Below are 14,159 nucleotides of genomic sequence, written 5' to 3' on the forward strand. Positions count from 1 at the left end.
ATGGAAGTATTCGAAAAAATTAAACAGCTAATTATAGATAGGAATAGCTTTGTGTTGGAAGCAGGTGCAGGTTCTGGGAAAACATACGCATTAATTCAAACATTAAATTACTTACTTCAAAGTAAATCTAAAACTCTGAAATATAACAATCAAAAAATTGTTTGTATTACATATACAAATGTCGCTAAAAATCAAATTATAGAAAGAATTCAAAACAACCCTTTAGTTATTGTATCAACTATTCATGAGTTTCTTTGGGATTGTATAAAATCGTTTAATAAACAATTAGTTATAGAATTTGATAATGTTAACACAGACAGGCATAACGAAAAACCTCACAAAATTGCATTACTAGATTTACAGGAAGAAATTGATACAGTTGAATACGATGATTGGGTTTTTAGTGATTTTGAACAAGGAAAAGTAGGACATGATGATTTAATATTACTGTCTAAAAAAATGTTTAGGGCAAATGAATTACTCACATCGATAATTGCTGCAAAATACCCGTATATCTTTATCGACGAATATCAAGATACTGCGGAAGATACAGTTATTTCATTAATTGACTATTTGTTAGAACGAAATAAAGACAGGCTGATAATTGGATTTTATGGCGATTCCTATCAAAAAATTTATGATACGGGTATTGGCTCTTTGCAGGAATATGTGGATAAGGATAAAATTACCTTAATTACTAAACAAGAAAATTATAGAAGTTCCGAAGAAGTAATAAAACTGCTTAACAATGTAAGGGATAATATAAAACAAGAAATTCCTGAAAGTAAAGATACTGTTTTAGGAAGTGTTGAGTTTATAAACTGTGAAAATTACCCCCCTAGAGCAGATAAACAAAAAATTACTGATTATGAGAAATCATTAATTCCAATTAAGAACAGTAACTATGATTTTGTAAAAAAAACGCTTGAAGATAAGGGGTGGAACTTTGGAAAAAATAGTGATGATAAAATATTAATAATTGCTAATAGTAGAGTTTCTCAAAGAGGAGGCTTTGGCAAATTATATAAGGTTTATTCTAAAAGATATGGTCAAATGGCTAACGACAAATTACTAAAAAGAGACCATCCTTTAACAACTTTATTTGTTGGAACGATAGATAAAAAAACTTCAATAGAACGAGAAATAGGCATTGAGAATCTGATTAAATTCTATCAGAAAAGAGATTATGGGAATTTAATTTCTTTTTTGAAAAAAAATAGTGCCTTATCAACAAACCTAAAACATCATAAAGATAAAAAAGAAATAACTGATAAGATTGATGAGTTAATAAAAATAAGAAAGTCCAAAACAGTAAAAGACGTATTAGATTTTGTTGAATCCAAAGGTCTCATAGTTTTTAATCAAGGTACAAAAAAACTCATTGAGAAAGCTAAAATTAATTTAGATGACATCAACGATGAAGATGAAAAAAAGAAAATAATTAAGGACACAGCCTTTTTTAACACTCTAATTTCACTTCAGTACAAGGAAGTAATAAACTTATTTAAACATTCACAAAACGAAAATGTATTTTCAACAAAGCATGGTACAAAAGGAGAAGAATATAGAAATGTTCTCGTAATAATTGATGATACTTCTTGGAAGCAGATGTATAACTTTCAAAACTTTTTCAATAATACAGAGGAGAAACCGGAGAGAAAGCTTCGCTCTAAAAATTTATTTTATGTCTCTTGTTCAAGGGCTAAGGAAAAATTAGTTGTTCTGGGATTATCCGAAATGGAAACCCAAGCAATGAAAGCTATAAGAAGTTGGTTTGGAGAAAATAATGTTTCAACTATTGGTAATCCTTAAATCGCTTAATGGATGGATAGTTTCAATTTATATAGAGAAGCAAAAGACCAATATGAAAAATTAATCCCAGAAAAAAATGAAGGATTGATTCTTTTGTCTCTATATGCAAAATATAAGGATAAAGACTTTACAGAAGAAAATATAATATCAACTATTACCAAGGTCTTTAAAGACCAGGGCAATGAGAGTCCAAGAACAGAATACAATAGAAATAATGCTATAATTCTAAGGTTTCAAGAATCTTTCCTATGGCGAAATGCTACTAAGAAAACCTATCAGTTTAAAAAATACGGATTAGAGCTTTGTCAGAATATAGAAAAGCGATTAATCGAAAAGTACAATCCAGCAAAAATTAAACGGTTCTTTGCTGAATTGCACAAAAGTCTCACTGAAAACATTGAGCAAAATAGAGACTTTAATGAATGGATTGAAGACCATTTTGAGATTAGACTTCCCGAACTTACTTCGCAAATAGAAATATTAGATCAACAGGTTAATGAATCTGTAAAGGCTTTTAAAACAGGAATTAATTCTGAAGACCAAGGTGTACTCGATATTCTTAAAGGTATTGAAATACGTTTAGAAGTAATTAAGGAACAAGCTTCTGAGCTAAGAAATGCATTTCAGATTTCCTATGACATTGATGACCTCTTACTAGGTCTTCTTGAAGAAAACAAAGGGCAAAATTATATCTCAAATATTCATAGGGTTCAAAATTTTCACGATAATTCTAGAAGCCAGTTAGAGCAAGTAAGCAAAAGAATCGAAAAAATAAAGCCGCGAATTAGAGAATTCATTTATGATTTTAACAAAAAGAATTTTGATAGAAAAACAAACAAATTTATTGACTACCTGCTACAACAATCAGTTGTAATTAGAGAAGGAAGCTCAAAAAAAATCCAGCTTCCTAATAATCTTTCCAAATTAGCTGTGAAGTCCACAACTCACAACCTTAGATTCAATGTAATATCCATAAGGGAAATAAGCCCGAAACTACCTGTCGAAGTGATTGAGAGAACGGTCAATATCAATAAAAGAAAAGAACTATTGAAAAAGACCTTAAAATGGAAACGGGACAAAGAGAGGATACGTTACTGGACTAATTTGGCATTTAAAGAATTGGAAACAATATGTATTCTCGAATTTACCCCTTTTTTCTTTAAAGTTATAGAAGAAGACCAACTCACAATCGCTGTTAAAACAGCCCATAATATTATAAGAAAGAACAATACATATAGAAATAAATTTAACATAGATATCATAAAAGAACCAATACACAATACCGCAAAAAAAGGAATATCCTTATGGCAGATGACAATTCAGAAAAAATAGAAACGTATAGTTTTTTGAACAATAAGAGGGCAAAAGGCATTTTCGCTAAGCTTGATTATACGCTTAGAAGTGGCATCCATATTCAAAGGGAATACCCCTTAAATGTGAACCTATATAGGTTTTTAAACGAGTCCGAGAACTACGAATCCCTTAAAGATTATTATAAAGACTTTTTCAACTTAAATCTTATAAAAGAAGGTTCTGATTTTAACAATTATTACTATTTAAACTTCAATGAAGATGGCAAAGGCAAAGTGCCCTCTGAAAATCGAGATTACTTAAAAAGTGAATATATTATTATAGGAATGTTGTTCTTAAAAATGTATAAGCTAGACGGAAACATCGAACTGGACAGCGTATCTGAATTTACTACTTTATTATATGAAGAATATGAAGAACAGAAAAATGCATTAAGAAAGTTAATTAACGATAATTCTTCCGATAAAAGTACAGATTTGAGTGACCAAAGATTTGAAACAGTAATTACCAAGTCTTTTGAAAAATTCGGGGATTTGGGCTGGTTAATGTGGGAAAAAGAGGACGAGAAGGATAAATTTAAAGTAATGCCATCCTTTGAACGCTTGCGCATTAATTACCAACCGCAAATTGAAAGTATTGATGATTTAATAAAGGAAATGAAAGATGCAGAATAATTACCCACGCATATATAGCTTATCTACAATAGGGGTTAAGCAGCACTTTAATGCTGATTATCTTTTCCACCCATACAGAACAGACTTTAGTGGAGAAAGTGGTAGTGGAAAGAGTATGATAGCAGATATGATACAATTGGTTCTTGTTGGTTCAAGTGAATTTAAGTCTGCGACCGAAGGCAATAAGCAAAGAGATGTCAAAGGAATGTTGATTTCCCAAAAAGGTCATTCAACGTCTAGAGGATATATTTTTCTGAATATTGAGATTAGTCCAAAAAAATACATTGTCATTGGAGTTTATATTGAAGGGACGAGTAATGCAGCTGAAATGTTCATTATTCAAAACGGCTATGATTGGGATAATTTAACTACTTTAAGCAAACCTATCCTTAATAAGGATTTGTTGATAGGCAACAAGATTGACACACTTAAGAATCTTTGTGATAGGGTTGAATTTGCCAGAATAAAATCTTTTAGAAGAAAGCACTACCATCAAATCATATATGAAAATTCAATCCTGTCTTTAGATTTAACTAAAGATGAAACTCTCAAAACATATGCAAATATCTTAAGGTCTTTTTCAAGGGGAAAAGGTTTTAAAACAGAATCAGAGGATTTAAAAAAATTCCTTTTCGGTGATGACGAAAAAAACGCAATAATTGAAAAGTACAATGAAGAAGTTGAAAATATAAGTAATGACTTCCACGAACACAAAAGGTATTCTGAAGAAATAGAACTAATAAATAACAAGCAAGTTTTACTGAAAACTTTACTTGAAAAGCAAAAAAACTACAAAACCGTCTATGCGCAATACCTAATAAAAAAATTCAGTTACTGGAACAGTTTTAAGAAGAAAACAACTGCCAATAAACTCAAAATAGATGAGAAGCTAAATCTCAAAAAGAATGAACTACAATTTGTCAACAATGAATTTTTGAAACTAAAAATAGAAAGCCTTAAAGAGCTGTTGGATACTAAGAAAAAAGTTACCCAATTAACCAAGAAAGATGATTCCAAAAGTGACATTGAAACCAAGTTTTTATATATAAGCAATACTAAAAAGCAAATTGAAGTCGCAGAAAAATGGCTTGTTTCCAACGATAATGATATTGAAAAAGTGAATGAATGGTTTTCATCGCAACGAGCAGAGGATAATAATAAATCAGCCTTACAAGAATTCACAGATTATCTTTCTGCTCATAATATTCTAGATGTCTTTAAAACATCCAACTGGTTAATTGACTACAATAAAGAAAGCAAAGCATATCCCAAAAAAATTGAGGAATTAGAAAAAGAAATAAATGAATTGCAAACATTGTCAAGATTTTCAGACCTGAACAACTCTGAATCTTTGGTCTATTGGGCTATAGATAATCTTGAATTTCCCCTCTCACATATACTTGAAAGTGTTTTAACCTACTTTCAAAAATATGGTAAAATCAAAACTTCAGAAGAAAACTCCAATAGATATGTCCCTTTTCCAGAACAACTTTTTCACAATATAAATTCAAATATCAAGGATAAAAGCGAACACGGTTTTTGGCTCAATCTGGATGGAGTGTATGAGTTTATAACGTATTCAGAACATCAAGTTCTAAATGTCGAAGACCCAAATGAAATTATAAAATCCTTATCAAAACTAAAAGAAGGTGTTCAAAAAAAATTGTCCAGAGTTATAGCTAAGAAGAAAAATGAAGAACATCTTAAAAAAACATTATTTGGGTACAGTAATCTTGAAAAACACATTGGACTTTTTAAAAGAAAAGACGAATTACTTAATTTCAAAATTGACGGTAGCATAAAAAGCCTTACAGAAGATTCTTTTAAACTTCATATGCGGGCATACAAAGACAAAAATAACATCATCAAGCAATATAATTCATTACAAAAGGAATATGAGGAATTTACAAGTAGAAAGAGCCTACTAGAAAACCACCAGAAAAGAATTAAACAACTACAGGCCGAACTTTTTAAAGATGAGACTTCTATTGATGCTGAACTATTAGAGGAAAAAATTGTATCTGAAGAACAACATCTGGCAGAACAAGAAAAAAGCCTAAAAGAAAAGAACTTTGATAAAAATTTATTTTTCAAAACGCATACCCAAGACATTATTAATCAACAGAAACTGTATGACTTAAAGCATCAGGTTTCAAATTCTATCAAGGACCTGGAAAGAGATACACAGCAGAAGGAAGAACAACTCACATTAGCACAAGATCAAATAGAGGAAACCAAAGAATTAAATGAACAACTTTTTAGATCAGCCATTAAGTTTGATGAAAATATTGATGAAGTTGCAAACCCTGATGATGGCGGTAATAGCTCTATGCAGACAAAAGCTAATAGTGCACAACAAGCATATATTCAATACCTAAAGATTATAACCGAAGACCTTCCGTATGACGAAACGGCTTCAATAGGGCAATTGGCAAATTATCTCTTACCGACTGTATTTCCTACTACCAAAGTTGATGAAAATTTAATTGAAAATGATATTGTTGAAAGGTTAAGCAAACTGACACAGGATATTCAAGAAATTGGTTCTAGAAAAGTAGAAATATTGGGAAGCATATTTAATGATGTCTATAAAGTTTATACAGGATACCTTACCAAAATTAATGAAATTGATAACTATCTCAAAAAGGGAAACAGAGGAATCACTGGCGGAAATAAGGCATCACTGACTTCTAAAAAATCAATTCATTATCCGGAGAACTGGCTTACTACGTTTAGAAAACAACTGCATAATCAACTGAATTACACAGGTCTATTTAGTGAACTTCGAGAAGAAATTGACATTAACGAAATGATGATTAAAGCGTTTCAAAAACTTGGAGGTAGTACCAAAGTTGAACCGGAAGACTTAATGAACCCAAAATCTTATTTTGATTTAGTGTTTGAGTTAAAACTCGGAAACGAAGAGGTTAATTCTGGTAGTAGCGGTCAAACATATGCGGCGAATGCTTTATTGTGCCTAGCCAGATTGTCATTAATTGAAGAAAAAGGTAAAAAAGGATTAAAAATTATGCCAATTGACGAAGCTGAAGGTTTAGGAAGTAATTACGATATGCTACACGAACTTGCAAAAAAAGAAAAATATCAAATTATTACAATGGCAATTGAGACCGCAGGCGAAATAACGGAAAGCGATCAATATATCTACATTATGAACGAGAACAATTTAGCAAATGTTGACAGCTTCGTTCCACCTCTCGGCATATTCTCTGATGAAGTGACTGAAGACATTGACCAATACATAGAATCACTATCAAATAATGAATAAAAATATTACTTGGAAAGAATTAAAAGCTCTCGATGATCTGTATCGGCATAAAAGAACTAGGGCTTTAGTTCAAGGCCATCCTTACATCAACTACCTTATACACGACAAAGGCATCCTAGACTTAAAGCCAGACAACATAAAAGTTATTGTTTCTACTGATAAATTTGAGACGTTCTACGAAAAAGAATTCAAGAAATCCTTTGAAGAAGCTAAGAAGTTTCTAATAGATAATGATATTAAGCCAACCGCCAACAAAGCTTTTACAATTGAGGACATAAAAACCCTAATGCTAATTGCAGAAAACAAAGCAGAACTAAAGAGCAATCCAACAAATATCGAAGACTTCTCAAATGAGTTTTTTGACACCTCAAAATATCTTAAAAATAGAACGAGTGTAAGAAAAGCAGTTTTTAAAATTTTGGATATCTCACAATTTCCGCTAGATAAAAAAGAAAACCAGTGGCGATTGGTAATCGATAACACCCACCCTAAAGCTGTCATAATGTGCGAAAATAAATCATTTCTAAAGCAACCTTGGATTGCCAAAGAAACACAAACTAAATTGTGGTACGTTGGCGGAAATAACATAGCCATTATTGATGATATAGATGAATTCGAACTTTCAAAGCCAATCTATTATTCTTGTGATTGGGATTTAGCTGGTTTACAAATTTATTCGAGAATAAAGGCTAAACTTAAAGAGCGGAACAAAGATATTCAGCTATTATATCCAAATGAACAGTATAAAAGAATAAGTACCTATATTGATTATCACTATAGCCATTGGGATTTAACAAAAAAAACATCTGGTTTAAAAGCGGAAATTTTTTCTAAAAAAGAGTTATTACTCATAAAGGACTTAATTCAAAATGAAGAATGGATTGAAGAAGAATCTAATGATTTGCACTCAATGATTTTAGAAATTATCCAAAAATAAAAGGTAATATTATTACTTCAAAAAAAACATAGCACATGTTTAGTATAAATCTAAACCACGAAAAGCTAACTTTGCTTATAGGTAAATAATTAGTTTGTTCATTTGTGTGGGAGAGAAGCGAGAAATCTCATGCCTCGCGGCACCAGAGATCTTAAGCTTGGTGTATCTACTAATTATAACACCCGCTTTTAAATATTTTAAAAACTGTTATTTTGTTTAATTTAATTCAGTTTTTTTTAGATCTTTATGAATTGACCTAGAATAATCCTCAATTTTTACAGACATTGACTATTTTTTGGTAGTTTAACACTTGACATTATGCCTGTTGAACAAGCGACAAAAAAGATTTAATTTCAAAAGATTTAAGACTCAAGACGCAAGTGATAAGCTCTGTCATTGATATTTTTAGAAAAAATCTATATTAATTATCTATTTTTTGAAGCGTATTTTTAAATAAAAGGGATAAATTAAAAACTACTTTTTTAAGAATTAAAATTATTTTAGTATGCAAATAAGTTTCACAAAAAAACAAGAAGAACATATCTCTAAGCAAGTTGCTTTCGGAGAATATCACAAAACAGTAGCGAGGTAATACGGGATGCCCTAAAACTTCACAGCATCTATCGTGAAAAAGTCATAAAAGACTTAAGAAAAGAAATTGAATTAGGTTGGGATGACCCAGGTAGTTCAATGACGATGAATTAGATTATTAAATCTAAGAAGAAGTCTTGAGGTATCATTATATTTTATTTAAGAAAGCATAAGGGGATATTGACTCAATTTATGAGTTTGGATCATAAGTTTAAAAAAGATCAAGCTTTAAACTATTTAATAGAGTTGCACACTGACTTTGAATTTAGAAATAAATAAGCAACGATTTGAGGTTGAAAATAGATTTAAAAGCTTAACCCTTACAATACTGTCCTGTAAAATGTGTAAGTTGAAATAACTGGAAGTAGGACTTATTTATAGTCTGATCTTTTTTTATAGATATTGAGAAACTGACTTAAAATAATTCCTCAGTTCCTGATAGGTTGTAACCACTTCTTAGGACTTCTATTTTATTGAAGTGTGAAGTTTATTAATGTCTCATCAGTGGTGAAAGATAATGTGATTGTGTATTTTTTGGTTTTACTTTTGAGTTTCTTGGTAAGCTTAGTGGTGTAAATGATCTTTTTATTTCTCCGTATTCAAAAGAATAAGATGAGGTTTTCTAAATTCTAACTCCAGTTAGCTATTCACTGCATACGAATACTTAACTTTCTAAAACTCGGTACATTATCTAGTGCAGCTTTGCTTGCTTGATGGCTAGAGGGTATTATAGATTTAGATACTCAAAAAATAAGCCATTAGTCTAAATAATAAATTTGAGAATATGACACTGAAAAAATATATTTTCTTTTAAAACAGAAGTGGTTTCAAAAGCTTTAAAAGAAAAAAGAAAGGTGAGGTCGCGCAGATTTAAAGTTAAAGTTTTAACTTTAACCTACTCAAATTAGTGGTTGAGAGGGTGAGTTTTTTGAATGGCGATTGATAATGCTTTTCTTCAAAAATTTTGGCAAATATCAAATACTAAAAAAACAATCTAAATCCGCTTAAAAATGAATTAGACCTATACGTAATGACAAGCAAATAAAACTGTATTATTAAATGTACAATAATAAATATATGCATGGATAATTGGATTAAAAAAACAAATTAAACGATAACAAGTTGTCGCCTGAAGATCATATTAATTTTGTATGAAATCGGTCCTATGTGATAGCTCGCCCCGCAATACGGATTAATGTGAAGTTTTTTTGTATGCTTAACGGTTTTAGTTTGCTGGGGGTAAAATTTATTTTGTACATTTATAAAGTTGAATTCTAGTAGTTATTCTCAGTAATAAAATTGTTCATAATTATTTATAGTATAGCTAATGATTATAAGTTGAAATAAGTTAGGTCTGTGTGATTTAATTAAAACAACATTTTTAATGTTGATAAATGTTTTACAGTTAAAGTTATGTTGAAAGCAGCGTCCTTGGCATATGCAGTGTTTATTTTTCTCTTAGTAGGTATATTTTGTTATATAATCATGCAGATTTTTTCCTTTAGTCTTGAGTTGAATAATTATTTTGATTTAAGGAAAAAATTAATTATGCATAATGAATCTGCTGCATCTTATGCCAAAGCGAATTTTGAAAATTTGAAATCATATAAACAAATACGTTTGTTTCCAAATGAAAAAATAGAAACTGTTTTTGTGAAGGAAAAATGGGGTTTTTTTGATAAACTGACAATAATTTCATCGCTTAAAAAGGATAGTATACGACAAGATTTCCTTGTGGCTAATAAACGAAATAAGAATACACCTGCATTATATTTAAGGGATAATGATGAAGATTTTAAAATTTCAGGGGGAACTCGCATCAATGGAGATATTTTTATTCCAAAAAAAGGTTTGAAAACAATTACTATTGATAATAATAGTTTTGAAAAGCCTATTCATAACGGAAGTGTCTTCAATTCTCAGAAAGTATTTCCGAAACACTCTGAGTTGACTATAGGATACCCTGAAAATTATGAACTATTAGATATTAATGAAATTAATGAACATAGCGTAATCAATGGATTTAATGAAATTACAAAAGTTATAGAAGTCAATACCAAGTTGGAAAACCTAAAGCTTAAAGGGAATATTATGGTCACATCCCAAGATACCTTGATTATTTCTTCGTCGGTAATATTAGAGGATGTTATTCTCGAAGCCCCAAAAATAATTTTTCAAAATGGTTTTGAAGGTAGTGCACAAGTCTTTGCTTCTAAAGGAGTAATAGTTGAACCTCAGGTAGTTTTAAAATATCCGTCTATTATTACTGTTGGTTCAAACCATATTATGGAAAAATCCATAATTTTTGAGGGAGAATCTGTTTTTTCAGGTTTGGTTTTTATGCAGGGTGGTGGGCTGTCTTTGGAAAAACAAAATACGATTCTTATTAAGGAGAAAGCTGAGTTGACCGGTGAGGTTTATTGTGATGGAACATTATCTCTCTATGGTATTGTGAACGGAAGTGTTTTTGCTTCAGCATTAGTACATAAAACGACTACAACAGCATATAAAAATTTGATATACAACGGACATATACTGGTTGATAAGGTGCCGGGTTCTTTTTTTCAAGATTCTTTTTTCCAACCTCTTGATTCAGAAGAAATACTTTTTGTAAAAAAAATATGAGATTTACTAAATATAGCTTAACAGCATCTTCAATTGCGGAATCGGTTATTGCCATGGTAATCATCAGTATTTGTATACTTACCGCAACCATGGTTTACATGAATATAATCGATGGAGACCCTCCAGTTAAAAAATATATAATCCAGCGGAGAATAACAGAACTTCTTCATGAAACTCGGATGAATAATGATATTGCTCCTTTCTATAAAGAATATGGAACATATACGATTGAAAAAACAGTAGAGGATTATCAAGAAAACCTCAAGCTTTCAAAAATATCTTTTTTAGTGAAGACAGCACATAAGAAATATACATATGAACTTTTAATGAACCATAAAATTAATGATTAAAGCATATACCATATTAGAGACGGTCATAACCATGGTTTTAATAGGTATAATTGTATCAGTGGTTTATTTAACGTATAGCTATATGGAACATAACTTAAAAACATATGTAAGGACCGAAGCTGAAAATTTTAAACTAAATAGTTTTAAAACAACCCTTGAAGAGGATTTCTATATATCAGAAAAAGTAAAGGCTTTTAGTAACAGTAAAGTTAAGGTGTATTTTTATGATGGGAGAAATGTAGAATATAGATATGATGGGCATTACCTGATTAGGGAGTCTTTGGTAAGCAAAGACACCATTCTGGCAAATGATGTTCAATTGAGCTATGTTAATGGTCAGAAAAAACATAGTGATGGTTTAAGACTAGTTGATGAAATGCAAATTTCAGCACTACTGTATGGTGAAAGCGCACCATTATACGTTTATAAAAATTATTACTCCAACTTTTTGAATAATTGATTTGTGGGTATAGATGTCAGTTACATACAAAATAAAGATAAAAAGAAACCTTCTTTTAAAAAGAAAAATACGGGGTTTTGGCAAAAGTCATTGACGTTATCAAAAAAACTAAGTGATAAAAAGAAGACCTTTATCTATAAAGACTTAAGTATACTTTTAAAAGCTGGAATTGATTTTGAAGGAGCACTTATAATTGTTAAGGAGCAGCAAAAAAACACTTTTATAAGAGGGGTTATCGATACATTATTACAACAAGTGGTCAAAGGAAAAGCTTTTTATGAAGCTATGAGCGTCACTAAACAATTTTCCTCCTATGAAATTTTTAGTGTAAAGATCGGAGAAGAAACCCGAATGTTGGATGTTACTCTCGAAGAGCTGCAGAAATATTTTGAAAGAAAAGTTAAATTGAAAAAACAAATCATTTCTATACTTGCTTATCCAATATTTATTTTAGTACTGACCTTCGGAACGCTGTACTTTATGTTGACTTATGTAGTACCATTATTTGAATCAGTATTTAACCAATTTGACAAGGAATTGCCGTCACTAACAAAAACGGTGATTTATTTATCAGATAATTTCAATACCTTTTTTATATTTTTCATCCTTACATTATTTTTATTGTTTATCTTATACCGATATGTTAGGAATAAAAATATGTATAAGAAGATTACTTCAAGAGTTGTATTAAAAATTCCTTTTTTCGGAAAGCTTGTAAAAGAGATTTACCTTACCCGTTTTTGTCAATCGATGGCACTTTTGCTCGTATCTAAAACTTCTTTGGTCGAATCATTACACTTAGTAAAAAAGATGATAGGCTTTTATCCGATAGAAATAGCACTTGATAAAATAGCATATGACATTGAAAAAGGACAAACTTTTGGAAATTCATTAACAAAATTTTATATTTTTGACTCTAACCTGATTTCTATGGTAAAAGTTGCCGAGCAGGTAAACCAGTTGGATGCAATGTTTCTCAGGTTAGCTAATCATTTTGATGAGGAAGTCAGCCATAAAACAAAAGTGATGGGGACGGTTATCGAGCCATTGTTGATTTTAATAATTGGTGGAATTGTTGGTGTTATTATGATATCTATGTATGCTCCGATGTTTGATTTAAGTGAAGTAATTGGAGGAAATTAGTTCAGAGTATTAATTCAAAATAAATATAAGTCATGTTTAAAAGATTAAATTGTAAAAATAGAAAGCTTCGTAAACTTTATTTAAAGGCTTATTCCATGACAGAAATCTTAGTGGTATTATGTATCATTGGTATTTTGATTTTAATGGTATTACCCAATCAAACATCAGTTATCAGCCAAGCAAAAGCCATTGAAGCACAAACTATGCTCAATCACCTACATGCTTTGCAAAAAAGCCATTTTTACCGATATTCAAAATATACGTCAAGTTTTGAGGACTTGGGATTTGAACCTGCCTTAACTATAGAAGAGGGAGGGCAGGCCGTATATCGAATTGAAATTATTGAGGCCGAAACCAATAGTTTTAAAGCCAAAGCGACTGCTCTATCGGATTTTGATGGGGATGGTATATTTAATGTTTGGGAAATAGATGAGAACAAACTTTTAAAAGAGGTGGTAAAAGATTGATATGGAACTTTTGATATTAAATATACTATTATTGGTTTTGTTAGGGGGTATTGTATATCAAGATTTTAAGTATAGGGAAATTCATGTCCTTCTGATTGTTGGGATTTTTTTTGTAGCCTTGGGATTGGTTTGGATAACTGACAAAGAGTTGTTAGCCTTTTTACGGCCATTTCTATTCGTTGTTGTTGTCACGGGGGGGGTATGGAGTTATATTTCAATAAGACAAAAAAAAATAATAGACCCTTTTAGTCACCACATAGGTCTTGGGGATATATTGTTTTTTGCTGCGATTACACCATTATTTGGTTTACATAGCTATATTCTTTTTTTTATTACCGGAATGATTTTGGCAATTTTATTTTCGTTGGTTTTTAAAGAGTATGTGAAGCAAAGGTTAATCCCACTGGCAGGAATTCTAGCCTGTTTACTTATGTTACTGAAGATAGTTTCATGGGGTTTAGGGAAAGAAATATTTTATAAATTTAACTTTTTAATGGTTTAAC

Annotated in this window: 11 protein-coding genes; all 11 read left to right on the forward strand. The window is 30.6% G+C overall.

Annotated features, from left to right (window positions below; genetic code table 11):
- Positions 1–1,812, forward strand: coding sequence for an ATP-dependent helicase (locus ACFFGL_RS10965; protein ID WP_309726074.1), 1,812 nt, complete (start codon positions 1–3; stop codon positions 1,810–1,812).
- Between the two features lie 12 nt (positions 1,813–1,824).
- Positions 1,825–3,144 carry a hypothetical protein gene (locus tag ACFFGL_RS10970; protein WP_309726072.1) on the forward strand — a complete coding sequence of 440 codons (1,320 nt, stop codon included), beginning with the start codon at positions 1,825–1,827 and terminating at the stop codon, positions 3,142–3,144.
- Positions 3,117–3,797: a condensin complex protein MksE gene (locus ACFFGL_RS10975; protein ID WP_309726071.1), complete on the forward strand. Its 681-nt coding sequence runs from the start codon at positions 3,117–3,119 to the stop codon at positions 3,795–3,797. The genes ACFFGL_RS10970 and ACFFGL_RS10975 overlap by 28 nt, the downstream gene beginning before the upstream one ends.
- Positions 3,787–7,083, forward strand: a complete 3,297-nt coding sequence (locus ACFFGL_RS10980; RefSeq protein ID WP_309726069.1) for a hypothetical protein — start codon at positions 3,787–3,789, stop codon at positions 7,081–7,083. The genes ACFFGL_RS10975 and ACFFGL_RS10980 overlap by 11 nt, the downstream gene beginning before the upstream one ends.
- Positions 7,076–8,020, forward strand: a complete 945-nt coding sequence (locus tag ACFFGL_RS10985; RefSeq protein ID WP_309726067.1) for a hypothetical protein — start codon at positions 7,076–7,078, stop codon at positions 8,018–8,020. The genes ACFFGL_RS10980 and ACFFGL_RS10985 overlap by 8 nt, the downstream gene beginning before the upstream one ends.
- A gap of 2,139 nt (positions 8,021–10,159) precedes the next feature.
- A complete protein-coding gene (locus ACFFGL_RS10990; RefSeq protein WP_309726065.1) occupies positions 10,160–11,236 on the forward strand; it encodes a hypothetical protein in 1,077 nt (358 codons plus the stop codon).
- Complete coding sequence (locus ACFFGL_RS10995) at positions 11,233–11,586, forward strand: hypothetical protein (protein WP_309726063.1); 354 nt, start codon at positions 11,233–11,235, stop codon at positions 11,584–11,586. The genes ACFFGL_RS10990 and ACFFGL_RS10995 overlap by 4 nt, the downstream gene beginning before the upstream one ends.
- A gap of 82 nt (positions 11,587–11,668) precedes the next feature.
- Positions 11,669–12,046, forward strand: coding sequence for a hypothetical protein (locus tag ACFFGL_RS11000; protein WP_309726061.1), 378 nt, complete (start codon positions 11,669–11,671; stop codon positions 12,044–12,046).
- Positions 12,047–12,049: 3 nt separating this feature from the next.
- A complete protein-coding gene (locus ACFFGL_RS11005) occupies positions 12,050–13,189 on the forward strand; it encodes a type II secretion system F family protein (RefSeq protein ID WP_309726059.1) in 1,140 nt (379 codons plus the stop codon).
- 32 nt (positions 13,190–13,221) lie between these two features.
- Positions 13,222–13,656, forward strand: a complete 435-nt coding sequence (locus tag ACFFGL_RS11010) for a type IV pilin protein (protein ID WP_309726057.1) — start codon at positions 13,222–13,224, stop codon at positions 13,654–13,656.
- 1 nt (position 13,657) lies between these two features.
- Complete coding sequence (locus ACFFGL_RS11015; RefSeq protein WP_309726055.1) at positions 13,658–14,158, forward strand: hypothetical protein; 501 nt, start codon at positions 13,658–13,660, stop codon at positions 14,156–14,158.
- The last annotated feature ends 1 nt before the right edge of the window (position 14,159 follow it).

Source organism: Mesonia maritima (genome assembly GCF_042433895.1).
GTDB classification, from domain to species: domain Bacteria; phylum Bacteroidota; class Bacteroidia; order Flavobacteriales; family Flavobacteriaceae; genus Mesonia; species Mesonia maritima.